Origin of the sequence: Providencia sp. PROV080 (assembly GCF_033688105.1) — a bacterium.
Taxonomy (GTDB): Bacteria; Pseudomonadota; Gammaproteobacteria; order Enterobacterales; family Enterobacteriaceae; genus Providencia; species Providencia zhejiangensis.
In genome coordinates this window covers 618,235-643,444 of record NZ_CP096346.1, presented here as the reverse complement: position 1 = coordinate 643,444, position 25,210 = coordinate 618,235, and the positions used below count along the sequence as shown (strand labels likewise).

The 25,210-nt window shown below is 42.5% G+C and carries 22 protein-coding genes; 3 read left to right on the top strand and 19 right to left on the bottom strand.

The window, feature by feature from the left end; all coding sequences use genetic code 11:
• Nucleotides 1-3 precede the first annotated feature (3 nt).
• The 15 genes from tatA to ltnD form a co-directional block, all read right to left on the bottom strand.
• Nucleotides 4-294 (bottom strand): twin-arginine translocase TatA/TatE family subunit, encoded by a 291-nt coding sequence (tatA, locus tag M1F03_RS02745; RefSeq protein ID WP_154624669.1) that lies wholly within the window; start codon nucleotides 292-294, stop codon nucleotides 4-6.
• A 113-nt stretch (nucleotides 295-407) separates the two neighbouring features.
• Entirely contained in the window at nucleotides 408-2,042 is a 1,635-nt protein-coding gene (ubiB, locus tag M1F03_RS02740) for a ubiquinone biosynthesis regulatory protein kinase UbiB (RefSeq protein ID WP_154624668.1), read from the bottom strand.
• Complete coding sequence (locus M1F03_RS02735) at nucleotides 2,029-2,682, bottom strand: SCP2 domain-containing protein (protein ID WP_154624667.1); 654 nt, start codon at nucleotides 2,680-2,682, stop codon at nucleotides 2,029-2,031. Before M1F03_RS02735 ends, ubiB begins: the two co-directional genes overlap by 14 nt.
• Before the next feature lies 1 nt (nucleotide 2,683).
• Nucleotides 2,684-3,439, bottom strand: coding sequence for a bifunctional demethylmenaquinone methyltransferase/2-methoxy-6-polyprenyl-1,4-benzoquinol methylase UbiE (ubiE, locus tag M1F03_RS02730; protein ID WP_154624666.1), 756 nt, complete (start codon nucleotides 3,437-3,439; stop codon nucleotides 2,684-2,686).
• Between the two features lie 76 nt (nucleotides 3,440-3,515).
• The gene (gene rmuC / locus M1F03_RS02725) at nucleotides 3,516-4,871 is read right to left on the bottom strand and encodes a DNA recombination protein RmuC (protein WP_163860645.1); all 1,356 of its coding nucleotides are present in this window, start codon (nucleotides 4,869-4,871) and stop codon (nucleotides 3,516-3,518) included.
• A gap of 104 nt (nucleotides 4,872-4,975) precedes the next feature.
• Entirely contained in the window at nucleotides 4,976-5,506 is a 531-nt protein-coding gene (locus tag M1F03_RS02720; protein ID WP_163860644.1) for a DedA family protein, read from the bottom strand.
• 70 nt (nucleotides 5,507-5,576) lie between these two features.
• On the bottom strand, nucleotides 5,577-6,359 hold the full coding sequence (locus tag M1F03_RS02715) for a tyrosine-protein phosphatase (protein ID WP_154624681.1): 783 nt from the start codon (nucleotides 6,357-6,359) through the stop codon (nucleotides 5,577-5,579).
• A gap of 210 nt (nucleotides 6,360-6,569) precedes the next feature.
• Nucleotides 6,570-7,325, bottom strand: a complete 756-nt coding sequence (udp, locus tag M1F03_RS02710; RefSeq protein WP_163860643.1) for a uridine phosphorylase — start codon at nucleotides 7,323-7,325, stop codon at nucleotides 6,570-6,572.
• 479 nt (nucleotides 7,326-7,804) lie between these two features.
• Nucleotides 7,805-9,181 carry a GntP family permease gene (locus M1F03_RS02705; RefSeq protein WP_154624663.1) on the bottom strand — a complete coding sequence of 459 codons (1,377 nt, stop codon included), beginning with the start codon at nucleotides 9,179-9,181 and terminating at the stop codon, nucleotides 7,805-7,807.
• 10 nt (nucleotides 9,182-9,191) lie between these two features.
• Nucleotides 9,192-10,151 (bottom strand): D-erythronate dehydrogenase, encoded by a 960-nt coding sequence (denD, locus tag M1F03_RS02700; RefSeq protein ID WP_163860641.1) that lies wholly within the window; start codon nucleotides 10,149-10,151, stop codon nucleotides 9,192-9,194.
• Between the two features lie 56 nt (nucleotides 10,152-10,207).
• Nucleotides 10,208-10,975 (bottom strand): DeoR/GlpR family DNA-binding transcription regulator, encoded by a 768-nt coding sequence (locus M1F03_RS02695; protein WP_004924695.1) that lies wholly within the window; start codon nucleotides 10,973-10,975, stop codon nucleotides 10,208-10,210.
• A 12-nt stretch (nucleotides 10,976-10,987) separates the two neighbouring features.
• Nucleotides 10,988-11,767, bottom strand: coding sequence for a 2-oxo-tetronate isomerase (otnI, locus tag M1F03_RS02690; protein WP_163860640.1), 780 nt, complete (start codon nucleotides 11,765-11,767; stop codon nucleotides 10,988-10,990).
• A 10-nt stretch (nucleotides 11,768-11,777) separates the two neighbouring features.
• Nucleotides 11,778-12,419 carry an aldolase gene (locus M1F03_RS02685; protein WP_154624660.1) on the bottom strand — a complete coding sequence of 214 codons (642 nt, stop codon included), beginning with the start codon at nucleotides 12,417-12,419 and terminating at the stop codon, nucleotides 11,778-11,780.
• Nucleotides 12,412-13,689: a 3-oxo-tetronate kinase gene (gene otnK, locus M1F03_RS02680; protein WP_251465029.1), complete on the bottom strand. Its 1,278-nt coding sequence runs from the start codon at nucleotides 13,687-13,689 to the stop codon at nucleotides 12,412-12,414. The genes M1F03_RS02685 and otnK overlap by 8 nt, the downstream gene beginning before the upstream one ends.
• Complete coding sequence (ltnD, locus tag M1F03_RS02675; protein ID WP_154624658.1) at nucleotides 13,686-14,594, bottom strand: L-threonate dehydrogenase; 909 nt, start codon at nucleotides 14,592-14,594, stop codon at nucleotides 13,686-13,688. Before ltnD ends, otnK begins: the two co-directional genes overlap by 4 nt.
• 398 nt (nucleotides 14,595-14,992) lie before the next feature.
• Here ltnD and M1F03_RS02670 point away from each other — a divergent pair, with 398 nt between their 5' ends.
• Nucleotides 14,993-15,382, top strand: a complete 390-nt coding sequence (locus M1F03_RS02670; RefSeq protein ID WP_251465027.1) for a YidB family protein — start codon at nucleotides 14,993-14,995, stop codon at nucleotides 15,380-15,382.
• 68 nt (nucleotides 15,383-15,450) lie between these two features.
• On the opposite strand, the gene metE is transcribed toward M1F03_RS02670, so the two are convergent.
• Nucleotides 15,451-17,730 (bottom strand): 5-methyltetrahydropteroyltriglutamate--homocysteine S-methyltransferase, encoded by a 2,280-nt coding sequence (gene metE, locus M1F03_RS02665; RefSeq protein ID WP_272661256.1) that lies wholly within the window; start codon nucleotides 17,728-17,730, stop codon nucleotides 15,451-15,453.
• 108 nt (nucleotides 17,731-17,838) lie between these two features.
• On the opposite strand from metE, the gene metR reads away from it, so the two are divergent.
• Nucleotides 17,839-18,795 carry an HTH-type transcriptional regulator MetR gene (gene metR, locus M1F03_RS02660; protein WP_154624655.1) on the top strand — a complete coding sequence of 319 codons (957 nt, stop codon included), beginning with the start codon at nucleotides 17,839-17,841 and terminating at the stop codon, nucleotides 18,793-18,795.
• On the opposite strand, the gene M1F03_RS02655 is transcribed toward metR, so the two are convergent.
• The 3 genes from M1F03_RS02655 to M1F03_RS02645 form a co-directional block, all read right to left on the bottom strand.
• A complete protein-coding gene (locus tag M1F03_RS02655) occupies nucleotides 18,725-19,579 on the bottom strand; it encodes a carboxylate/amino acid/amine transporter (protein ID WP_154624654.1) in 855 nt (284 codons plus the stop codon). The genes metR and M1F03_RS02655 overlap by 71 nt on opposite strands.
• 17 nt (nucleotides 19,580-19,596) lie before the next feature.
• Nucleotides 19,597-21,246 (bottom strand): Na+/H+ antiporter, encoded by a 1,650-nt coding sequence (locus M1F03_RS02650; protein WP_154624653.1) that lies wholly within the window; start codon nucleotides 21,244-21,246, stop codon nucleotides 19,597-19,599.
• A gap of 261 nt (nucleotides 21,247-21,507) precedes the next feature.
• On the bottom strand, nucleotides 21,508-22,854 hold the full coding sequence (locus M1F03_RS02645; RefSeq protein ID WP_318840075.1) for an NCS2 family permease: 1,347 nt from the start codon (nucleotides 22,852-22,854) through the stop codon (nucleotides 21,508-21,510).
• A 657-nt stretch (nucleotides 22,855-23,511) separates the two neighbouring features.
• Between M1F03_RS02645 and M1F03_RS02640 the strand changes: the two genes are divergently transcribed.
• The gene (locus tag M1F03_RS02640) at nucleotides 23,512-25,182 is read left to right on the top strand and encodes an ArnT family glycosyltransferase (RefSeq protein WP_251465025.1); all 1,671 of its coding nucleotides are present in this window, start codon (nucleotides 23,512-23,514) and stop codon (nucleotides 25,180-25,182) included.
• Nucleotides 25,183-25,210 lie beyond the last annotated feature (28 nt).

Genomic DNA, 25,210 nt, shown 5'->3' with positions numbered 1-25,210 from the left:
GGTTTAACCCTGCTCTTTATTTTTGCTCTCAACTGGGCTGTCTTTCTTCTCAGCAGCCTGTTGCTCTGTAATATTTTTAGGTGCAAAATCAGCATCTTGTTTTTCTTGCTCTTCTTTTGCAGCCTTTGCAGCTTCATCATCGTTCATTGCTTTTTTAAAGCCTTTCAATGATTCACCTAAGTCAGATCCCAGAGAGCGCAGCTTTTTGGTTCCGAAAATTAAAATAATAAGTAGAGCAATAATAATAAGTTGCCAAGGGCTACCAAAAGCGGCCATTGAAATAGTTGATTCCATTGTTTATACCTCTGTAAAAGTGGGATCAATAGTTATTTATCCCATTATATACAACCTGCTCTCAATACGGAAATATTCACAGGCTTATAAACTTGTCGCAAAACAAGGTTTACTTAATTTTTTCCTGATTTATACCAACCTATAACCCATGACAACGCACCAATAGTCATAAATGCTGTCGCCATTGAGGTTGACTCAAAAATAAAGAATAAACTACCGCAAAGAATCAGTGTTGCCCCCATTCCTAATAGGTACTGAGACTTACGCTGTTTGCTACGTTGTTCCTTTAATTGATCAGTAAGTTGTTCAATATTCGATTGTAGGAATTTATGTTGACGTAAAGCGCCATAAATTAAATCAGGAATTTCAGGCATTTTTTCTGCCCAATAAGGTGCCTTTTCTTTTAAAGCTTGAGTAATAGCTGGAATACCAACTTGGCTATGTATCCAATCTTCTAAAAATGGCTTCGCCGTCTTCCACAAATCAAGTTGGGGATAAAGCTGACGACCTAAACCTTCAACATAAAGTAAGGTTTTTTGTAGCAATACTAGCTGGGGTTGCACTTCCATATTGAAGCGACGAGCAGTATTAAATAGATTCAGCAGGACATGCCCAAACGAAATTTCAGCCAGTGGCTTTTCAAAGATTGGTTCGCACACCGTTCTGATAGCAAACTCAAAATCCTCAACGTTGGTATCAGCAGGTACCCAACCTGAATCGACATGTAACTCCGCCACCTTACGATAGTCGCGGTTAAAGAACGCAATAAAGTTTTCCGCTAAATAACGCTTATCTTCTTTATTTAATGACCCTACAATACCACAATCAATGCCAATATAAAGTGGATCTTCAGGGTGTTCATAACTCACAAAAATATTGCCTGGATGCATATCCGCATGGAAGAAACTGTCACGAAAAACTTGGGTAAAGAAGACTTTGACGCCTCTTTCAGCCAAGATTTTCATATTCGTTCCCTGAGCTTTTAAAGCCGAGATATCCGACACCGGGATTCCGTAGATGCGCTCCATGACCATCACATTTTCACGGCAATAATCCGCATAAACTTCAGGCACATACAACATAGAGCTATTTTCAAAGTTACGACGCAGCTGGATAGCATTGGCTGATTCACGTAAAAGGTTCAGCTCATCGATTAACGTTTTTTCGTATTCACGCACGACTTCTTTAGGGCGTAAACGACGGCCGTCTGGTAACAAAGGCACCCAATTAGCGATGCGGTACATGAGTTTCACATCAGCTTTAATCACTGGCAAGATATCAGGACGAATGACTTTTAAAACAACCTCTTTGCCATTTTCTTTCAGCTTGGCAGTGTGGACTTGAGCGATTGATGCTGAGGCGAGGGCTTTTTCATCAAAATCATCAAACCATTGTTCTAATGGCCCACCTAATGATTCTTCAATGTAGCGACGCGCCAATTTACCGTCAAAGCTAGCGACTTTATCTTGTAGTAAAGAGAGTTGATCAGCAATTGTTGGAGGGAAAAGGTCTCGGCGAGTCGATAACATCTGACCAAATTTAATCCATACCGGCCCCAACTCTTGTAACGCTAAACGTAATCGCTCACCCACTTCTTTTTCTGGATGTTGATTCTTGATCCAAAAGAAACCAAAGCGACCAATCCGAAGGGGTAACGTGAGTTTAACTTTTGGGATTAATTCATCTAAACCATATGAGAGGAATACCCGAATAATAAAGTAAAGGCGTTTTATTTCACCGGGCGTCATTATGCTCCTCCAGCTGGCGTAACCGCATTTCTAGCTGATTTAAGGACTCAGCAACCTGCTCAACTTCATCACTAAAATAAGCCAGTTCTAGCGGATTTGGCGCCATTTTCCATTCTTCAAGCAATGTATCTTTTAGGTACGTTTTTTGTCGACATGCTAGATGTGAAACAAGTTTACTTCCCTTTTGAACGATTTGGCTAATCCCTTGCGCGGCAACATCGCCGAGATAAGGTGACAGATAATGGGCGGGGTCCCAAATGGCCATATCTAACAGCGACGACCAATGCTGAACAACCTGCATATCACCTTCAATAACAATTTCACCACTATTAATTAGCTGTGATAATTGCTGTTTATCCTTTAGTTTAATCAACGTAAACAGGGATGTTTTGATTGTACAATCAGCAGGTTCACACCATTGGCTTAACACATCAACATGGTTATCAGTAAAAATCAGCGTCAACGTTTGATTGAGCTCTTTTAAGTCGACCGACATGACTTTACCCGCTAAGCGTGCTCTAGCGGGTTTTAAGACCGATTCTTTAAATAACATATGATTCATACATGTTTCCATGAATGCCGTCATTAAAGAATATAATACGGTATTTTGGCTTTCTGACTGTGCTGACGTGGCTTCCATCTTAGAATTTAAACCCTTTATGCAATGCGACGATACCACCTGTCATATTGGTATAAGTAACCTGTTCAAAACCTGCATTTTCCATCATGGATTTCAGTGTTTCTTGGTCAGGATGCATACGAATAGATTCAGCGAGATAACGGTAGCTCTCAGGATCACCAACGACTGCTTGCCCAATACGTGGCAAAACATGGAATGAATACGCATCATAAGCTTTATTCAGTGGCTCAATAACAGGTTTAGAGAATTCAAGAACAAGCAAACGCCCACCTGGCTTTAACACTCGAAACATTGAGCGCAACGCTTTATCTTTGTCTGTGACATTACGCAGACCAAAAGAGATAGTGATACAATCAAAATAATTATCTGGGAACGGCAACTCCTCAGCATTAGCTTGAACATAGCTAACATTACCAACAATACCAAGGTCACGTAACTTTTCACGCCCCATTTTTAACATGGAATCATTGATATCAGCGAGAATCACTTCGCCTTTTTCACCGACAAGGCGAGAAAATTTAGCGGTTAAATCGCCGGTTCCACCCGCCAGATCTAGAACGCGTTGATTACGACGCACACCACTGGCTTCTATCGTAAAACGTTTCCAGACACGATGAATGCCAAACGACATTAAATCATTCATCAAATCATATTTTGATGCTACAGAATGAAAAACATTTGCTACTAGGCCAACTTTATCTTCTTTGCCTACTGTACGGAAACCAAAATCAATAGTTTCTTTTGTTGGTTCTGTCATTTCTATTATGCCTGTTTATAATTCAAACTTTTGTAGGAAGTGTAACAGCCTTTGAGGTAAAACCCTATCAAGAAGTCTAAGATTCCGCACAATATGGCTTATCTGACTTTTCAACTAATTGAGCGGAGATTGGCTGCTTTACCTCTACTCCCATTTCTTTAAAGCTTTCTGCTTGGCTAATCAAATTTCCTCGGCCTTCTGCTAGCCTTTTCATTGCTGATTGGTAAGCCTGATCTGCTTTATCTAAGCTGGCGCCTAAAAGCTGCATATCCTCGACAAAAAGGCGCAACTTATCATACATTTTCGCTGCTTTTGTCGCAATTTCTTGCGCATTTTGTCCTTGTCGTTCGTACCGCCATAAGTTATTGATTGTTCTCACTGCAACCAATAAGGTAGAAGGACACACTAACATGATATTCTGTTTTATCCCTTCATCAAGTAACTCAGGCGATTCTTTTAAAGCTAACAAATACGCAGGTTCAATCGGAATGAACATCAAGACATAATCAAGGGAGCGTATTCCTGGTAATTGGTGATAATCTTTACGGCTTAAACCACGCATATGATTACGAATTGAAGCGACATGATTTTTGAGTGCATAGGCTTGTTCTTCAGGATCTTCACTATTGAAATAGTTTTCATAGGCGACTAATGACATTTTAGCATCAACAATGACGTCCTTGCCTTCAGGTAGGCGAATAATCACATCGGGTTGATAACGGCTATTGTAGCTTGTGTTTATACTCACCTGTGTCTCAAACTCACTACCTTGACGTAAGCCAGAAGCTTCAAGGATACGAGTCAAAATCGTTTCTCCCCAATTCCCTTGGATTTTATTATCACCTTTGAGAGCACGCGTTAAATTAACGGCTTCTTTCGTCATTTGATTGTTTAACTGTTGTAATTGACGAATTTCATAAGCCAAGGTGTGCCGTTCTTTAGCCTCTTCCCCAAAACTTTGTTGAACTTGCTGGCGAAAACCTTCAAGTTGCTCACGAAATGGTGACAGCATGGCGATTAAGCTTTTCTGTTGCTGCTCTGACACTCGTCGTTCACTTTGTTCGAAAATACGGTTTGCCAAATTTTCAAATTGTGTGGTCAGCCGCTGCTCACTATTTTGCAATAGCCTTTGTTTTTCTTCGTTAGCTAATTGATTTTGTTCAAAACGTGTGGTGATTTCCCGTAGTTCAGCTTCCTGCTCACGGTTAATATCTCGCAATGTACGCAGCTCTTGATCAAGACGCTCATACTCCATTTTCCATTCAGAAAGATGGATGTTTTTTTCATCGCTTGCCGCAAGCTGACGGTTAACTTGTTGGAGTTCTTGTTCTTTTTGGCTCAATTTTTGTGCAATAGAAAACCAGACAGCCAAACCGCCAATTAAAATACCACCGAGGGCACCAATAACCCCATATAGTAGAGAGGTATCCACTGTTAAATCCTTACATTACGTGATCCAATGTAAAGTAATCGGATACTGTATATCTGTCCAGAAGTAATTTGAAGTAAGCCATAAATTGCGAACAGCTTCGCAGCTTATCCCATCCAATGAGCCAACCAACGTAGGCCAAAAGCGCCTGGCGCTAATATACCGAATGCCCATATCATCGCAGAAACAATATTCGCGACCTGAAAGTAACGTTTCGGCATTTTACAAATGCCTGCAACTAAAGGCACTACGGCTCTAAATGGTCCAAAGAAACGTCCTAAAAATACGCTCCAGATCCCCCAACGATTAAAGAAGTGCTGCCCGCGATCTATCATCTGTGGTTTACGAGAAATAGGCCACATTTTACGAACATTGTCTTTGTAGTGAAAACCAAACCAGTAAGAAAGCCAATCACCAAAAAACGCGCCTAATGTCGCGGCAAGCCATACAGGCCAAAATGTGATACCGCTTTCTCCGATTAAAGCCCCTAAGCCAAGTAAAATGACGGTCGCAGGTAACAGTAAGGATAAAAATGCTAAAGATTCACCAAAAGCGAGAAAGAAAATGATTGGTAGTGCCCATATTTCATGTTCACGGGTAAACTCAGTCACCGCATGGACTATTTCATTTAGTGTCACCGTCATTTCTCCCTTAATGATAACTTGGTGAGTACATTAACGAATATGTAATAAACCAATATTAAACTAACTATTCGATAAAATAGCTTTGCAGCACGCTGCGACCAGACTTATCCAAACCAAAATCCGTCTCTAACCACTTATCAATGCTGCCATAATGATTATTTATACTATTTATCGCTGTCAGTAAAAACTCTTCGCGTACTGAATAGACATATTCAAACTTCTTCACTGCGCTTTCGCTCATTCTCTGGGCGTGTTCTTCCAGTAAATGCTTGCGATATGGGGCCAACGTTTCGTTTGTTAGCAAGTAATCTTCCATGACGGTGTCTAAGTCAGCGCCAAGTGCAAATAGTACTAAAGCTGAACCAACGCCGGTACGATCTTTACCAACGGCACAGTGCTGAACGATACCACCTTTTTCTGGCTGCTTTAGCATATTCACCAGTTGATGATAAGCTGGATTATTTAGCGGCAGCAGTTCGTAAAGACGGTTCATGAAAATTTTAGGATCAAATTTTTCAAGGAGTTCAGGGGTTAATTTATCAAGATCAGCACTCACCTCTTTAGCCATAGGGTTTGCAGGTGCATTAACATAATGAGCGCCATCCCAAACAATATCTGGTTTTGATTTAATTTCAGCAACATCGCGATAATCTAATATCTGATAGAGATTTTGATCTTGTAAAATGATCAAATCCTCTTCAGTTAAATGGTTGAGAGCCCCTGAGCGAAACAATAAACCTGACTTAATTTTATTACCATTCGCTAATTTTTTCCCACCAAGGTCACGGAAATTAACGCCGCCTTTAAGAGGCAATACTGAAGGGTGCAAATAAGGTGTTTTGGTCATCATCTTCTTACCTATAATGTTGATTGTTCTCAAAACCATAACAGATTATGCCTCGAAAAAAATCAGAAAAAATACCTGCAATTAAGCAGGCATTAATAAAATGAGCGATAAAGATGAAAATAAACCAAGAGAGAGAAAGTGAACTGGGCTCGTCTACTGTTTATTCACAACCGAGTGAAAGCGTAAGTAAACGAGCCAGTAATGACGTAATTAAAGTAGGCGGCGAGCAGCCTCAACCACAATACTCAACACATTACCTTCTGTTTTCTTCAGCAGGGCTTCATTAGGGATTTCTTGTTGGGTACGGTTAACAATCACACCAGCGACCATACCAGCCCGTAAACCTTGGCTTGAACACATAGTCAATAATGTTGCAGATTCCATTTCATAATTCATGACACCCATATCTTGCCATTCTTTCATTGAACCTCTGAAATGGCGCATCACACGGCCTGTATAGGTATCGTAGCGTTCTTGTCCTGGATAGAAGGTATCAGAGGAAGCCGTCACCCCCACATGGACGGTCGCCCCCGCTTCTTTTGCTGCATCATAGAGAGCATTTGTACATGTAAAGTCAGCAACCGCAGGGTATTCAAGAGGTGCAAAGTGCTGGCTCGCGCCATCCAGTCTTACCGCGCCTGTCGTCACCAAAACATCACCTACATTGATGTTTTCTTGGATAGCACCTGTTGTACCAATACGTAAGAAAGTACGGATCCCTAACTGTGCTAATTCTTCTACAGCAATCGAGGTAGAAGGACCACCGATACCTGTAGAACACACAATCACGGCTTTACCATCAAGCTCACCACGCCAAGAGGTGAACTCACGCAGAGAAGCGAGATGTACTGGGTTATCCATCAAACGTGCGATTTTCTCAACGCGATTCGGGTCACCGGGAACAATAGCAACAGTAGCACCCTGCAAGTCACTCTTTTTTAAGCCTAAGTGGAATACGTCAGACATATCAAACTCCTTTACACAATGGCATCATTGAATTTATACGTTAAGAGTAATATAGCGGTAAACCCCAAACAGTTTAGTGACATTAATCACCTTTAATGAAAATCGATATGTTTATGTTGCAAAATAAAGTGATTCAAGTCACACAAAACAAGCGGGTAGACCTAAGTATCCGATCAGTATAGACGATACCGAGAGGAGCACTGAAACAACACTTATAAAATTTGATTAGCCATGATGAGAAGTATTGATTGTTGTTAATGATATACAGCAAAGCCTCTATTTATACCTATAAATGCCAATCCAAGGCTGATTCATCGCATATTTTGCGTGACGCCTGTTGATATTGAAGGTGGACATGCCTTAGCACAAGATATCTTCATTGCCCCCGCTCATTGGCATGGAACTGCGAGAATAAAAAAGCGCCACTCATGATTTGAGTGGCGCTTTGAATTATTGGCAGAATAAAAGAGCGTTGGCTATCAGAGAACTACATCAAGGATTAGAACGCCCACCAGACCGATTGCCCAAGCTATCGTTGTTGGGATAGACCAGACCATCATCTGCTGTTTAACGTCCTTAATACCCATCATTCTATTCACAACCCAGTAAAGGCTGTCGTTAAAATATCCGAAGAATAATGACCCCATAGTTGCTGCTTGAGCAGCGACAAGTAGATTAATATCCGGAATTTGGCTAATGATTGGCGCAGATATTGAAGCTGCCGTGATCATCGCGACGGTGCCTGAGCCCTGAATTAAACGTACTAAGGTTGCGATAATAAATGGGATGAGCACAGGCGTGATCGGTAAGCTCGCCACATGCTCGGCTAAAATATTCCCCGTCCCACTATCACGTAACACTGCGCCTAATGCACCGCCAGCACCTGTTACCAATAAAATGATACCCGCTGACTGTAAGCCTTCTTCCATACGGTCGATGACTTCTTCCTTTGTCGCTTTTGGCATCAATGTATAAACCGAGATTAACACACTGATCGATAAAGCGATTATAGGTGCCCCAAGGAATTGGAAGGTTTGGAAGTACCAATTATCATCCATACCTTGGAAAGTGTCAGTTTTCAGCAATAACCCATTAACTGCGTTAATAAAAATCAGCAAGATCGGCGTGACGATAGGCAATACAGATAAGAACAGGCTTGGTAACGGTTTATTTGCCTTTTCTTCCATATAACGATCGTGGATTTCTTTTAAATCGGCATTGTTGCTGTCATCAGGCATGAACTCAGGGTATTTAACCGCTAGCCATTTTGCGTAAAAAACAATACCAATCACGCAAGGTACCGCAAGGGTCATCCCCGTTAATATCATGGCACCAATATCAACACCAAAAATGCCTGCAACCCCCAAAGGACCTGGCGTTGGCGGTACAGTATGGTGTGTAACCACCAGACCACCCGCTAATGCAACACCTAGGGTTAACAAACTGCGCTTACCGTTCTTTGCTAACGCTTTCGCCAACGGATAAAGAATAACGAATGCCGAATCAACAAAAATAGGGATACTGACGATATAACCTGTAATAGCCAGCGCCCATTCTTCACGCTTTTTTCCTAACCAACGAATAAAACTATAAGCTATCTGTTCAGCGGCACCAGAAACTTCTAGCACCCTTCCCATCATTACCCCGAGACCGATAACAATACCGATGCCACCGAGTGTACTACCAAAACCTTTTGTAATGACAGTCACTGTTTCGGCCGCGGTTAATCCACCAGAAATACCGGCGATTGCAGCCGCAATCAACATGGCAAGTAACGCATGAATACGCGTTCGTAATACCAAGAAGATCAGGACAAATATGGCCACTGCGAGGCCAATAATAGGAATATAGGACATCGCTTATCCCCTATTGCTGTGAGCCGTGGTGAGTGATGAACGAACGGATCGCATCAGCAAATGAACCATCTGCACGGAAGCCAAGGCCTAACGCACGGCTAATATCAAATTTGCCCGGCCAACTCGCGACGATACGGTTAATGGCTTCATCAGGTTCGAAACGAATAAGGTCAACAGCGTCTTGACCAGCGACATCGCGTAGCGCATCAATCATTCCTTGAACCGTTACGGTAATTCCCGGTAAGTTAACGGTACGAGAAAGGCCAAATTTCTCTGCTGAAATAGTTGCAGCATGGATGAAGTTGCTCACCACGGTTTCTGGGCTAGACAGCCACAAAGCAAGTTCAGGTGAAACTGGGCAAACACTTTCAATACCATTTAATGGCTCACGAATGATCCCACTGGCAAATGATGAAGCAGCCTTGTTAGGCACTCCTGGGCGAACACTGATGGTCGGTAGACGTAACACACGTCCGTCAACATAACCTTTACGTGAGTAGTCGTTAACCATCAACTCACACATGGCTTTTTGAGCGCCATATGAAGATTGCGGATTCACAACACATAGGTCGGTGATCACATCTGGCAGCTCACCACCAAATACGGCTAAAGAACTGGTAAAGATAAACTTCATGGCCGGATTTTTAGCACGAGCCACTTCTAACAACTGACGTGTTGCTTCGAAATTCACTTTCATGCCTAAATCGAAATCACTTTCAGCATGGCTACTCACAATTGCAGCGAGGTGGTAAACCACATCGGTTTGTGCATCAATCAGTTGATCAGCAGCACCTGCTTGAGTTAAATCCGTTGCCACGCAGCTCACTCTAGCATCTTCAATTGGGGATGTAGGGCACTGAATGTCCGCTAGAACGAGTTGGTCAAATTGAAAACCCTGGCTATTTTTAAGTAAAGCAGCGGCTAGCTGCTGACCTAAAAAGCCAGCGCCGCCAGTGATGATAACTTTCATTGTTATTCTCCTTGAAATAGCCTATTTCTGGCTATTTATCATTAGGTAAGATTTATTTATGTCTTTATTAAATGAAGTTTTATATTTTGTTCTGTTATCCGCTGCACAGCATCGTTTGGTAGTTGATCGTCGCAAATGATGTCATGCAATTGATTGAGTGGACAAACACGAAACATACCGTATTTGCCAAATTTACTACTGTCAGAAACCAGCACACAGCGCCGAGCAACATCTAGTAGTGTTTGTTTTATCTGCACTTTTTCTTCATGGGGCGTAGAGACACCATGCAGTAAATCCCAAGAGCTTGTACTAATAAATGCCACATCAACATTTAACGTTTTCAGCATCATCGCTGCGGTATTACCAACACACGAATGATTGCGTTTATCGACTTGCCCTCCCGTGTGATAGAGATTGAGTTGCGATTTATTCATCAAATACTGCATGATCGAAAAATCGTTAGTCACAATCGTTAAATTAAACCGTTCACCTAACACACGAGCGATTTCAAATGTGGTCGTTCCCGCATCGAGATACACCACTTGCCCGTCTTCAACGAGCGATGAGGCAAATTTACCTATCTCACGTTTACTGCGATGGTGTAGACGCGCTTTCTCACTCCAAGGTAACTCTTGGCGTAACGCATCGTTTAAACGAACACCACCGCTGATTGCGACCACCTTCCCTTCTTCTTCGAGCATGCGAATATCACGTCTTACCGTCATATGTGACACATTCATCAGTTCAACCAAATCGTTGATCGAAACGGTTTGGTATTCATGAACGTAACGGTAAATAAAATCACGACGCTCTGAAGGGATCATAGGTTCTCCTGTTTATGACTGTGCTTGTTTCAGCCACCCTAAACCGTCTTCTGTGCGGCCCGCAGGATGATATTCACATCCCAGCCAACCTTGATAACCCATTTTGTCGAGTTGCTCGAAAATCCATGGGTAGTTGACTTCACCGCTATCAGGTTCGTGACGATAAGGCACTGAAGCTATCTGAATATGACTAAATTTACCCCATAAACGCTCAATTGTTTTCAATAAATCACCTTCCATGATTTGGCAGTGATAAAGATCCAATTGAATAAAGACGTTTTCACGAGCAATTTCAGGGAGTAAGGCTTCAGCTTGCTTCTGTGTCGTTAAGAAGTAGCCAGGCATATCACGCGTATTAATCGGTTCAATTAAGACGCGAATACCATGTTCTGCCATCACATCCGCTGCATATTGGATATTCTTGATAAAGCAGGCTCGCTGTTGCTCAGGCGTAAAGCGGGCATCGACTTTGCCGGCCATCGCATGCACTTGTTGACATCCTAATGCCTTAGCATAGTGCAATGCCGTATGAACGCCTTTTGCAAATTCATCTTCACGACCTGGTATCGATGCCATTCCGCGCTCACCAGCAGCCCAATCCCCCGCAGGCATATTGAACAGTGCTTGTGTTAATCCATGTTTTTTCAGCTCTTCCGCGATAGCTTCTGGCTGCTCTTCGTAAGGAAACAGATATTCAACGCCAGTAAAACCTGCCTGTGCGGCACGCTCAAAACGTTGGATAAAAGGAACCTCGTTAAACATCATACTGAGATTTGCTGCAAATTTAGCCATGTTTAGTGCCTCATTTCTTTGGATAACGGCTTTCTAGCTCGTTAACCTGCTCTTCAGTGAGTGTTGTAAAGCCTTGCTGACGTAGCGTGATATACAAACGAGCCGTATCTTCCAGTTCTTCCGCATTGAAGAAGGCTTGTCTTAATGTTTTACCGCCAACAACAGGCCCATGATTCGATAGCAATACCGCATTGTGGTTTGGTGCTAACTTTTCAATCTCTTCACCAATACGGTCATCCCCCGGTGGTAAATATTGAATCAAGGGTAGTTTGCCAACTCGCATCACATAATAAGGCGTGATCGGGGGTAAGCAGTTGCTGCTATCAAGTCCCGCTAAACACGATAACGCTGTTAGCCAAGGCGAATGTAAGTGCACCACGGCTTGGCAGTCTGGACGCTGTCGATACATCGCCATGTGCATAGAAACTTCTTTCGTTGGCTTATCTCCATCGATCCAGTTACCTTCTGCATCCAACTTACTCAATCTTTCTGGATCTAAATCACCAAAGCTTGAATTGGTTGGGGTAACAATAATGTTCCCATCGGGAAGTTTGGCACTGATGTTTCCGGCTCCACCACTGCTATAGCCGCGGTTAAACATCGATTTAGCCCAATCAGCCAGTTCTTGGCGTAGTGCCTGTTCTTCACTCATTAAACATCTCCTGTGCGTACTGGAAGAAATTCTCTTGGCCGAAATTACCCGATTTGAGTGCCAACCAGTGTCCGCTTGTTAAATCCTGAACCCATGGAACCCCAGGTGCGATTGGCGCACCAATGCTAAGCTGCTCTGTTCCTAGGCTTTGAACGACCTTGCCGGATGTTTCGCCACCCGCAATAATAAAAGTGTTATAACCTTGCGCTTGAAGAAGTTTTACCACTTCACCAAACACGTTTTCGACTGCACTACTCGCCACTTCTGCCCCATAATTTTCCTGAATTTTTTTCAGAATTTCAGGTGGTTGAGTCGCATAGAGTAAAGGGGCTAAACCAGTGATTTTTTGTTCTTGAACCCAATTCGCTAATTGCTGTGCATATTCTGGGTTAGCAATACACTCGCCCACATCAACAACTTTTGCAGGCGCGATTTGCTGGTAGCTTTGAACTTGTTTATTCGTCATCACTGAGCAGCTACCGGATAAAATAATGGTTTTACGGCCTTGGCTTGCAGGTATTTCACCACGGCTGCCACCCGCGCCCCATTCACAACCCGTATCCACATTTGCTAACGCAGCGCCAAGACCTGAGCCACCCGTCAGCAAAGGCATCTCTTTCACGGCTTTTGCGATAGGCAATAAATCATTCATTGTTAATGAATCAACAACGATATAGCTTGCCCCTTGCTCTGCTAAAGTCGCTAGGCGTTGCTTGATCAGCGCGTCACCTTGCTGAATATCAGGCAATGGAATTAACCCGGCTTTACCTTCAGACTGTTTTTCCATGACTCTGAGCAAGTTAGCATCTGTCATTGGTGTCACTGGGTGATGCTGCATGCCACTTTCATTGAGTAATTGGCCATTTACAAATAAATGGCCATGAACAACGGTTCTGCCATTTATTGGCAAGGCAGGACAAATCAATGCGACTTGCGTATCAAGCTGTTGCATCAATGCGTCAGTAACCGGTCCAATGTTGCCTTTTTCTGTAGAATCAAAAGTGGAGCAATATTTAAAGAAAATCTGTTGGCAGTGAGCTTGCTGCTTTAACCAACGGCAGGCATTTAAGGATGCATTGATTGCGGTGTCGACAGGACAAGAACGGCTTTTTAGGCTGATAACAATCGCATCAACATCTTGTGGCACAGCCGTATTTTCATCCGGTTCATTCAATAGTTGAACGACACGCCAGCCGTTCTGTACCATAAATCCTGCAATGTCGGTTGCACCGGTAAAATCATCGGCGATCACACCTAATTTCACTGTCATACTTTTTTCTCCGGTAAAGCAATTCCTTTGAAAGTTTTGATCACCGCACTGTCATCTTGATGGCCAAAGCCTTCATGACTTGCAGAAATAAACATCTGATGAGCAGTTGCGGCAATAGGCAATGGGAAATTAAGTGCTTTTCCCGTTTCCATGACTAAACCTAAGTCTTTAACAAAAATATCCACAGACGATTTTGGCGTATAATCACCATCAAGAACATGCTGCATACGGTTTTCAAACATCCAAGAATTACCCGCAGCATGGGTGACGATGTCGTACATCATATTCAAATCGATACCTGCTTTAGCGGCTAACGCCATACTTTCCGCAGCAACAGCAATGTGTACGCCAGCCAGCAGTTGGTGGATTGTTTTCACCGTTGACCCTAGACCGACTTCATCACCAACGCGGTATAAGCGCTCAGATATCGCCGCAAAAATAGCATTAAGTTGCTCAAATAATGCTGGCGCGCCTGACGCCATCACCGTTAACTTACCTTCCGCCGCTTTCAGCGCCCCCCCAGAAATAGGGGCATCCATTAGTGGTAATTGATATTGTTCTAAACGCTTAGCGATGCGCTTGGTTTGCTCAGCCGCTAACGTACTATGCAACACAATAATTGTGCCTGGATGTAACTGTTCTACGAGAGGTTTATCCCCTTCAAATAGAATAGCTTCAACTTGGCGACCATTAACGACCACTAAAAGTAAAGCCTGTAAGTCTTGAGCATATTCAGCAGCGTTTTGCCCCACCGCAACAGCGCCAGCCTGTTTTAAGGTTTGGCATGCATTTGGGCTAAGGTCAAAGCCATAGGTAGGAATATTATTTTTTATAAGGGATTGTGCGATCCCCATACCCATAGAACCGAGACCAATAACACCGACATTCTTAACGATATTTCCCATAACAACCCCTGATGTTGTTAATCTTTGTTATTGATGTGAATTCTCACATAACAAAATTCACAAACACATGATGAACATCACATTACGAACAAGATAAAAAACCAACAAATAAATTCTATTCAATTGATTTTTAATGTTTTATATTTTTTGGTAATTCACAAAATCATTCACAGCATAATGTGATAAAAAATGTGATATGAGTATGTTTTACACAGTTCAAGAATAAAAAAAGAAAATTTGTCATCTTTTCCATTCAGTTAAGTAGATATCGCATCATTTTTGATTGACGCTTTGCTGAAATTGACCAAAATAGCCGACGACTTAATTTTTTAGTGGTATTCCAAAGCTAACCATAGGCAGTTGGAGTCTACAACTTGATAAACGATGAGGAGCATTAGATGGGTTTGTTCGATCAACTGATCACCATGGTTGCCGGTGATAAAATGAGCCAGTTTCAATCTGTTATTGAATGGATTGATAAACAAGGTGGGTTAGCGGGTGTTGCCGATAAATTTAACCAACAAGGCTTAGGTGAGATTGTCCAATCATGGATCGGTAATGGTGAGAACCTACCTGTTAGTGTCAACCAGTTAATCCAAGTATTCGGTAATTTAGATATCCAGCAGCTCGCTCAACAAATAGGCTTCGACTCACAAGAAACAACCGAGTTAATCGCAAAATACCTCCCCAAACTCGTCAATCAAGCGACTCCTGAAGGCGTTTTACCAGAACATATTGATTTATCAGCAATCGGCATGAATATGCTAAAAGAAAAGCTGTTTGGTTAATACTGTCAAAAAATAGAAAAACGGTAGGGAATACGCTGTCTCACCTACCGTTTGTCATTGTTAAAGCCTTAGCTTTGGTATTCATTCCTCAGTTTTTTCGCCGCTTCAACCATGTTAGCTAATGATTGACGGGTCTCTGGCCAGCCTCTTGTTTTCAAGCCACAGTCAGGGTTAACCCACAGACGTTCAACCGGAACACGTTTTGCTGCTTTTCTCAGCAGAGCCACAATCCAATCGACATTTGGTACGTTGGGTGAGTGAATATCATAGACACCCGGTCCAATTTCATTGGGGTAGTCAAAGTCTTCAAAGGCGTCTAACAACTCCATATCAGAACGTGAAGTCTCTATCGTAATAACGTCGGCATCCAGTGCAGCTATCGACTCCATGATGTCATTGAACTCGCAATAACACATATGAGTGTGGATCTGTGTCTCATCATCGGCTATTGCAGCACTCAGTTTGAAAGCATCAACAGCCCAATTTAAGTACTCTGCCCACTCACCCTTACGCAGTGGTAATCCTTCACGCAGTGCAGGTTCATCAATTTGAATAATGCCAATACCTGCTTTTTGTAAATCATCCACTTCATCCCGTAACGCTAACGCAATCTGTTTCGCGATCGTTTCACGGCTCACATCTTCACGTGGGAATGACCAGCACAGTATCGTGACAGGCCCTGTTAACATCCCTTTGACCGGTTTTTCAGTCAAAGATTGCGCATATTTCGCCCATTCAACTGTAATGGCTTCAGGACGACTAATATCACCAATGATCACTGGTGGTTTGACGCAACGTGAACCATAGCTTTGCACCCAGCCATTTTGAGTAAATACATAACCATCAAAATGCTCGCCGAAATATTCCACCATGTCATTACGTTCTGCTTCACCGTGCACCAGCACATCGATATCTAGCAGCTCTTGCTCTTTAATCGCTTGCTTAATGTGCTCGCTGATATTGGTACGGTAGTGCGTTTTGTCAACATTCCCTTTCTTGAAATCAAGGCGTAGCGTTCTAATTTCACTGGTTTGTGGGAACGAACCAATCGTTGTTGTTGGCCACAATGGTAGATTAAAACGCGTGCGCTGACGCTGTGCCCGTAGTGGATATGCGCTATTACGCTCAACATCCCCTTCTCTAACTGCTTTCAAACGCTGTGCAACCGTTGCATTATTCACGCGTGTTGAGGTTTTACGCGCACGAATGGGGGCGCTGTATTGCTCCAACTCAGCAATATTGGCCTCTGTTGGCTCATTTAACGCTTTACTTAATAAAGCTAATTCACCGCATTTTTGTAAGGCAAATGCAAACCAGCTTTTCACCTCATCGTCCAAACGAGTCTCGTCGTTAAGATCGATTGGGCTATGTAACAATGAACAGGATGTACCAATCCATATTGGTCGTTGACCTAATAACGGTTTCACCCGTGCAAATTTTTCACCTAAATCAGCCTTCCATACGTTGCGCCCATTGATAATCCCAAGAGATAGCAGCCAATTTTGTGGTAATTGTTGATGCAGTTTTTCAATATCATCACGTCCAGCCACCACATCAACATGCAAACCTTGAATCGGCAGTTGTTTAATCAGGTCTAAATGATGACTAATGCCATCAAAATAAGTGGTTAGCAGTAAATTAGTTTTACCTGTAAGGGCTTGATAGGCGGTTTGATACGCGTGCTGCCACTCTATCGGTAAATCTAAAACCAAGGCCGGCTCATCGATTTGAACCCACTCGATCCCTTTTTGCGCCAGACGAGTCAGAATTTCTTCATAGACAGGCAATAAATCATTCAGCAAAGATAAACGATCGAATGATTCACCCTTCACTTTACCTAACCATAGATAGGTAATTGGGCCAATAACAACCGGTTTAATGTTATGACCTAATGCCAATGCTTCATCAACTTCATCAAATAGCTGCGTCCATGAAAGGCTAAATTTTTGCCCTTTTTGGAACTCGGGAACAATGTAGTGATAGTTGGTATTAAACCACTTAGTCATCTCTCCCGCTGCGGCTGGTTTTCCTGTTGGAGCACGGCCTCGTGCGACTCTAAACAGGGTATCTAAATCAATTGAGCCATCTTCATTTTGATGACGTGGTGGCACGTTGCCCAACAATAGGCTGGTTGTCAGCACTTGGTCATACCAAGCAAAATCACCAACAGGTAATAAATTCACTCCTGCCTCTTTTTGTTGTTGCCAGTGACGAGCCCGTAACTCACGTCCTGTCTCTAAAAGTGCGGCTTGATCAATCTTGCCTGCCCAATAATCTTCTTGTGCACGTTTTAGTTCTCTTTTCAGACCGACACGAGGAAATCCAAGTGTATGATTTATAACAGACATATTGACCCCTTAAAATTTTTAGCCGTCTAGATGTTTACACATCTATAATCAACAGGTACTGTATAAAGCACAAGCGCAAATTATTCATTGTCATCTTGAAGGTTTCTCATGATTGAACTAAAACATCTAAAAACATTGCATGCGCTCAGCCAGCACGGTTCATTGGCGGCAGCTGCAACCTATTTGCATCAGACTCAGTCTGCTTTGTCACATCAGTTTAGTGACTTAGAGCACCGTTTGGGCTTTAAGCTATTTGTTCGTAAAAGCCAACCATTACGTTTTACTCCACAAGGGGAAGTCCTATTACAGTTAGCCCAGCAAATATTGCCTATGGTGAAGGATGCGATTCGTGTCTGTAATGAGCCAGGTGTCTCAACACTACGTATCGCCATTGAATGCCATAGTTGTATTCAGTGGCTCACTCCTGCATTACAACAATTTAGGCAAACATGGCCACAAGTTTCCGTCGATTTTAAATCAGGTGTGACTTTCGACCCGCAACCTGAATTACTGTCACGGGAACTGGATATCGTCTTAACGTCTGATATCTTGGCGGATAAAGAAATTCACTACACGCCACTATTTGATTATGAAGTGAAATTGATTGTGGCTAATGATCATCCTCTGGCAAGAAAGCCAATAATTGCTCCGCATGATCTGGCCGATGAGACTTTATTAATTTACCCCGTACAACGTCACCGTTTTGACGTATGGCGTCATTTCTTGCAACCAGCGGGCGTTTCACCAAGTGTTAAAACTGTCGATAACACACTGATATTGATTCAAATGGTTGCGGCAAAAATGGGAATAGCTGCATTGCCACATTGGGCTGTCGATTCCTTTGAAAAACAAGGTTTGATTAGCATTAAAACGCTAGGGAATGGATTATGGAGCAGGCTGTACGCTGCATGCCGTGAAGGAGAGCAACGCCAACCTGCTATTGAAGCTTTTACCAAAACCGCGACTAGTCACGCTGTTGATAATTTGTCTTATGTTAAGCCGGTGAAAGTATCCAGCGCCTATGTACCCACAGAGAAGCAACAATTAGGCTCGCTCCAATGGTAAAACTCAGCCAATCCGGATGTTGTTGCCAGATAGCAAAATTCACTAATAGCCCCGCTGGAACCATCATGTTATTCATGATAGCAAGGGTTCCAGCGTCTACCTTGGTCGCGCCATAGTTCCACATAAAATAGCCAATACCAGAAGCTGCTACGCCTAACCACAGCAGAACGCCCCATTGCACATGGGTTGTTGGAACCATGGATTTATTACCGAATAAGAGCCAACCAACTAGCGCCACCAACGTTGCACCGAGATAGAACCAAGAAAAAGCCTGATGCTGAGGAATGGGATAGACCTCCATCAAGCGTTTATAACCTACCTGACCTATCGCGAAGAAAATATTGGCAAGTTGAACATAGATCAAGCCAACCCAAAATGACTCACTCAGGTGATCATAACGAATAATTGCAGCTCCGATCACGGCCAGCAATGAACTGAAGAGATAGCCTATGCGTAACTTTTGACGTTCCAATAGGTCATAAACTAGCGTCACATACAGTGGCGTCATGACCGTAAATAGCAAAAATTCAGCGACGGTAAGGTGCCGATATGCTTGGAAAACAAAAAAGTACATAATCCCCAGCTGACATGCGCCAACCGTCATATAGAGGGCAATCACTTTTTTTCCTAAGCCACGCCAACGTAAAAAAGGCAAAAAAACCAACGCCGCTAAAGATACGCGAATTAAAACAGATAACCAGCTATCGACTTGACCAGCAAGATATTCACCGATAAGACTAAAAGACGCTGCCCAAAGCAGCGTCGTTATAACAAGTAACCACATTATTGTATTGTTCTCAATTAATGCTCTTTTTCAATGAGTACGGCTTCTAATAAATCGAGGTCAGTCAGTAAAGATTGCAACGTTTCATTACTGATTTTACGTGTTGCACGTAAGTGATATAACTCACCTCGTTCGGCACGTAGTGCTGTTAATCTAAACCTGCGTTCCAGATCCTCAATTTGTAGATTATGCTCAATTTCATCCTGACCCGCGGTTCGGCGACGTAAATGCCCCGTTACCCTTGATGCGACCTCACTAATATCTTCCGGATCTAATTTTTCATCGACATCCGCGGATAAACGCTCTTCCATTTTGTTCAAACTGACAATAGCCACTTCAGCCATTGCCGCTTTTGCCATGCGTATTTCGTTGATATCCGCTTCCTTGTCACTCACCTTAAAATTACGCAATAACAGTGGTAACGCGATCACACCAGCAAAAATCGAGAATAAAATAACCCCAGCAGCAATAAATACCAGCTGATAACGAGCAGGGAATGGTGAGCCATCACTTAAAAATAACGGCACTGACAACACACCCGCCAAGGTAATTGCCCCACGAACGCCCGCAAATGAAGCTAACCATAATTCACGCACTGTATAGTTGGCGAACTGTAATGGCCTTTTCTTCAAAAACAGTCGGCTAAATCTTTTCATTAGCCATAGCCAACAAAAACGTAATATCAACAAAGCAAAATAGATAACCGCAACAGCCGCGAATAACATCCAAGTTTCTACACTCGGGTCTAATTCAGCTTGCAGTACAGAGGTTTCCCATATTCCCGGCAATTGCAATCCGAGCATGATAAACACCAGTCCATTAAATACAAACTCAAGCATCGACCATACGCTGTCAGCACGTAGTCGCATTGCCAGAGGAGCATTACGGATCACACCAGATTTAGTGATCGTCATACCCGCAGCAACCGCTGCCAAAATGCCCGAAAAGCCAATATGCTCAGCAATCATGTAGGAGGCAAAAGGCAGCAAGAGCATAAACACGATTTGCGTTGCGGGATCATCCCCACTCCAGCGGCTCATCAGTCTAAGCGATTTACTGTAAACCCAAGTCACGACGATACCGGACAATAATCCACCTATCGCAACTTTAAAGAACTCAATGGTCACACCGGAAACAGAGAATGCCATCGTTCCCATGGCAATCGCCACAGCAAACTTTAAAGCGACAAGGCCAGAAGCATCATTCATGAGAGCTTCACCTTCCAACACACTCATCATGCGTTTTGGAATTCGGCCTTTACCCACAATGGAAGAGAGGGCGACAGCATCCGTTGGTGAAAGAACAGCGGCAAGTGCAAATGCAGCAATTAATGGAATACCAGGCATCAGCCAGTAAATAAGATAACCAATCCCAACAACGGTCACCAATACCAGCACTAATACCAAAATGAAGATTTCGCGTCCATTTTGGAAAAATTCACGGGTTGGTGTTTTCCAGCCATCAACGAATAACAATGGTGGAATCAATAACACCATAAATAATTCAGGATCAAACGTGACATGCAAGCCAAACTGAGGCCAAGCCAATAACGCACCAATCGCAATTTGAATCAAGGGTAATGGAACACGAACAGGAATGACTTTTGTCACCACGCCTGAAACAGACACAGCCAAAATTAAGATGAGGATAGTAAAGAAAATTTCCATGTTGCCCTTACTGATTAACTAAACGAACCAAGACCCAAATATGACCCGTCGTAGCAGAATATTAGGTAGCTCGTCAGGCCATAAAATTTTTCAGTAAAGCCAGCAACTCGTGAAAACCTGCGGGTTTCACATGATTTACCGCCTTTTATCTATTCTATCCTTAACTCACTACTCGGCGGGAAAATAATTCAAACTTTAAGATTAATCGCGATAATACATTAGGGGGCGGCTAACGAGCCCTCCCCCACAGAATAACAAATCTTAAATAGCTAGATCAGCAGCATAAAAAGCTACCAAAAGAACGGCAATCACGACGGTACCGATATTTAGCTTACGCCATTCGCCAGCAAAAATACGGCCGATCACCAGCGCTGCAAAGCCCAACATAATACCGGTGACAATATTACATATCAGAACAATAAACACCGCACACAATAGGCCTGACATCGAATCGACAAAGTCATCAAAGTCGAGTTTAGACACATTACTGAGCATCAGTAAGCCAACGTACATTAAAGCGGGAGCCGTCGCATAAGCGGGAACTAAATAAGACAGTGGCGATAAAAACAGAATGAACAGGAATAACACACCAACGACAACAGCGGTCAAACCTGTGCGTCCACCAGCTGCCGTTCCTGCCGCTGACTCAATATAAACGGCAGCAGGAGAAGCACCAATTGCACCAGCAAAGATACTGCTCACCGAATCGGCTGTTAATGCCTTACCACCATTAATAATTTGCCCCTCTTTATCAAGCAAATTCGCTTGACCTGCAACAGCGCGAATTGTTCCCGTTGCATCAAAGACGGCAGTCATCACTAAAGCTAATAAACTCGGTAACACAATTGGCTGTAATGCGCCCATAATATCCATATTAAATATCAGTGATAAACCATCCTCCCCGAAAGAAGGCAGTTTAAAGAAACCTTGATATTTAACGGCGGGATCAAAGATCAACCCAATAATAGAGATAGCGATAATGACCAGTAAAACACCACCGGGTACACGACGCTTTTCCAGACCAAAGATAACGGCTAAGCCCGCTAATGAGATTAAAACAGGAAAAGAGGTGAAATCCCCCAGTGCTACAGGTAGGCCTGCATTTGGATTTTTAATCACCAGCCCTACCCCATTGGCAGCAATCAGCAGTAAAAATAGCCCGATACCGATCCCTGTCCCATGCGCAATGCCCATTGGCATATTACGAAGGATCCAACTGCGAATACCTGTCACTGAAATAATGGTGAATAAACACCCCATTAAGAATACGGCACCAAGCGCAACAGGGATGCTAATATTTTGCCCCAACACCAAACTAAATGCCGTAAATGCGGTTAGTGAAATAGCACACCCGATTGCCATTGGGAGATTAGCCCATAGCCCCATTAATAATGAGCCAAAACCAGCAACTAAACAGGTCGCAATAAACACTGCGGTAGGAGGGAAACCTGCCTGCCCTAACATGCCAGGCACAACAATAACGGAGTAAACCATTGCTAAAAACGTCGTTAACCCAGCAATGATTTCACGGCGAACCGAAGAGCCACGCGCGGAAATTTTAAAAAATTTATCCAATTTGCAATTGGTTGAAGCCTGTTGGCCAGACATGGAGATACTCCTGCTAAACATAACTAAAAGCGCCAAATTCCGCTCACGAAAACGATTACTTTTTTAAAAAAACTCATAAGCCAAGTCATTCACTTAATGAAGAGTGATTTTACGCAATCGTTTGGCTTTATGGTCGAAATGGCAGATTCTGAAGCGGGCAATTATCAATCTAAACAGGTGTACTGATCAAGTGTTTTCGAATTTAAGCAGCAGATAGCGTGCAGCAAAGCAAACTTAACGTAAATTTTTAGTCTTTCTTTCTTCCTCGATATTATTGATAGCTAAATTCAATGGCTACGTGACCTCTTCCGACTTTAATAACGTTAAGAAATAGACCCCATTCAATAAACTACTAATAGATTTTACTCTCGTTTAGCTGTAGTTAATAAATGCTTTGTTAGAGTTAAATTCTATTTTGTTAATAATAACAAGATAAATTAATTTCAATTAATGAGGTTTTAATTTTCATTAACCGCATTTATTACCAAAAATGTAACGCTGCAAAAAATATAATCACACCTTCAAAAAGTAAATAAAAATTAACTTTTATTTCATAATGTTAACAAGATTCATTTATAACAGTTTATTTTTATTTATTAGGTTAAAATTAAACATTACGCCGAGCTATTAATTATTGGAATATATTTACTGTAAACAATGTATAAAAAATTATCCCCTAAACAATTATCACTAACTTTATTTATTGGCTTCCTGGTTATTTATCTTTTGCCCGGTATTTATGGGCATACGCCATGGAAGCAAGATGAGAACTATAGCTTTGGTATCATCCAAACCATGTTCGAAACCAATAACTGGTTAGTGCCTACCAATGCGGGCGAACCTTTTATGGAAAAGCCCCCTCTGTACTACTGGGTCGCGACGCTCACTTCACATTTGCTGTCTGGCTTAATGCCGCTTCACGATGCTGCCCGTAGTGCTACTCTATTGTTTTCAGTGGTTAATTTTTCATTTTTTATTTTGCTAGCACGTCGCGCTTTCCATGCAGCAGACATTGGGGATAAACGTATTTGGGTGGCTTTCGCACTCTATGTTTGTGCTCCCGGTATTTTAAGACATAGCCATGACATGTTCACGGATATTGCATTGGTGACAGGAGCAACCATTGGTTTATATGGCATTTTAGGGCTAATACGCCAAGAAAAAGTTGTCGCATCCGCATGTTGGCTTATGGCTGGTACGGCTATTACCCTGTTATCAAAAGGCGTATTTGTACCTGGTGTCTTATGGATCAGCTTACTACTTACGCCTATTTTCCTACCGCATTGCCGGCAAAAAACATTCTGGTTACCCGCCATCATCGCGGGCCTTTGCTCACTGATCTTTATTTTACCTTGGCCTATCTTATTATATTTGCAACACCCAGATCTTTTTATCACTTGGTTTTGGGAAAATAACATTGGACGATTTTTAGGTTTTTCCGTTGAAAAATTAGGCGCTAAGGCTAACTTAACACGCGTGCCAGCATCTGTCCTTTTATTTGCCTTTCCTTCTGGAATACTGGCAACCCTTTATTTTTTAAGGAACCCTTTAAAACGATTACGCAATCACAATGAGTATTTAGTCACAATATTCCCATTACTGGGAATTGTATTTTTACAGATGTCAGCAACAGGTAGAGCACTTTATTTATTACCTTTTATCGCTCCATTGGCTATTTTAGGTACAAATACACTGTTTTCTATTCCAGAGAGAGCATTACGCTATTTTTCATATTTTGCGGCAACATTCTGGTCTGCACTGATTATTTTTCTTTGGGTTTGCTACGTGATCGCGCTTTCTGGCCATGCTGAAACTTGGCTTCAGTTTTTTAGTCAATGGCTTCCCATGAGCTATCACCTGCCATTTTCAGCGTTGACTTTGGTGGCTGCAACGCTTCTCACTGCTATTTGGTTTTTACGTGGTACCTTCCTCAGCCAACAAATAACATTGCGAGCCATACAGAACTGGGCATTAGGCATGTGTATTGTTTGGGGGATCACGTTCACCTTATTTGTAGGTTGGATTGACTATGCCAAAGGATTTGAAAAAGTATTTGTCGATTTAGCGCAACAGCTAGATGAACATTATCATGATAATGACTGTATGGCCTCGGATAATATAGGCGAATCTGAAGCCCCTATGCTGTACTACTACACCAACATTCTGCATCAGCGACAAGATCGCTTTGAAAAACCAGCGCATTGCCGCTGGCTGATTGTATTATCAAAACAGGTTAAACCAGCACCATCTGGTATGACATTATTTTGGACAGATCATCGCCCCGATGAATTTACCGAAAATTTAGTCGTTTATAAGAGTGTTGAATAGATAAGTCACATTTCTGTGCCAGTTCAGA

Excerpts from the sequence above, each read along its gene's own strand:
- tatA (WP_154624669.1), bottom strand. The coding sequence starts at position 294 with ATGGAATCAACTATTTCAATGGCCGCTTTTGGTAGCCCTTGGCAACTT.
- ubiB (WP_154624668.1), bottom strand. The coding sequence starts at position 2,042 with ATGACGCCCGGTGAAATAAAACGCCTTTACTTTATTATTCGGGTATTC.
- M1F03_RS02735 (WP_154624667.1), bottom strand. The coding sequence starts at position 2,682 with ATGGAAGCCACGTCAGCACAGTCAGAAAGCCAAAATACCGTATTATAT.
- ubiE (WP_154624666.1), bottom strand. The coding sequence starts at position 3,439 with ATGACAGAACCAACAAAAGAAACTATTGATTTTGGTTTCCGTACAGTA.
- M1F03_RS02715 (WP_154624681.1), bottom strand. The coding sequence starts at position 6,359 with ATGACCAAAACACCTTATTTGCACCCTTCAGTATTGCCTCTTAAAGGC.
- udp (WP_163860643.1), bottom strand. The coding sequence starts at position 7,325 with ATGTCTGACGTATTCCACTTAGGCTTAAAAAAGAGTGACTTGCAGGGT.
- M1F03_RS02705 (WP_154624663.1), bottom strand. The coding sequence starts at position 9,181 with ATGTCCTATATTCCTATTATTGGCCTCGCAGTGGCCATATTTGTCCTG.
- denD (WP_163860641.1), bottom strand. The coding sequence starts at position 10,151 with ATGAAAGTTATCATCACTGGCGGCGCTGGCTTTTTAGGTCAGCAGCTA.
- M1F03_RS02695 (WP_004924695.1), bottom strand. The coding sequence starts at position 10,975 with ATGATCCCTTCAGAGCGTCGTGATTTTATTTACCGTTACGTTCATGAA.
- otnI (WP_163860640.1), bottom strand. The coding sequence starts at position 11,767 with ATGGCTAAATTTGCAGCAAATCTCAGTATGATGTTTAACGAGGTTCCT.
- M1F03_RS02685 (WP_154624660.1), bottom strand. The coding sequence starts at position 12,419 with ATGAGTGAAGAACAGGCACTACGCCAAGAACTGGCTGATTGGGCTAAA.
- otnK (WP_251465029.1), bottom strand. The coding sequence starts at position 13,689 with ATGACAGTGAAATTAGGTGTGATCGCCGATGATTTTACCGGTGCAACC.
- ltnD (WP_154624658.1), bottom strand. The coding sequence starts at position 14,594 with ATGGGAAATATCGTTAAGAATGTCGGTGTTATTGGTCTCGGTTCTATG.
- M1F03_RS02670 (WP_251465027.1), top strand. The coding sequence starts at position 14,993 with ATGGGTTTGTTCGATCAACTGATCACCATGGTTGCCGGTGATAAAATG.
- metE (WP_272661256.1), bottom strand. The coding sequence starts at position 17,730 with ATGTCTGTTATAAATCATACACTTGGATTTCCTCGTGTCGGTCTGAAA.
- metR (WP_154624655.1), top strand. The coding sequence starts at position 17,839 with ATGATTGAACTAAAACATCTAAAAACATTGCATGCGCTCAGCCAGCAC.
- M1F03_RS02655 (WP_154624654.1), bottom strand. The coding sequence starts at position 19,579 with ATGTGGTTACTTGTTATAACGACGCTGCTTTGGGCAGCGTCTTTTAGT.
- M1F03_RS02650 (WP_154624653.1), bottom strand. The coding sequence starts at position 21,246 with ATGGAAATTTTCTTTACTATCCTCATCTTAATTTTGGCTGTGTCTGTT.
- M1F03_RS02645 (WP_318840075.1), bottom strand. The coding sequence starts at position 22,854 with ATGTCTGGCCAACAGGCTTCAACCAATTGCAAATTGGATAAATTTTTT.
- M1F03_RS02640 (WP_251465025.1), top strand. The coding sequence starts at position 23,512 with ATGTATAAAAAATTATCCCCTAAACAATTATCACTAACTTTATTTATT.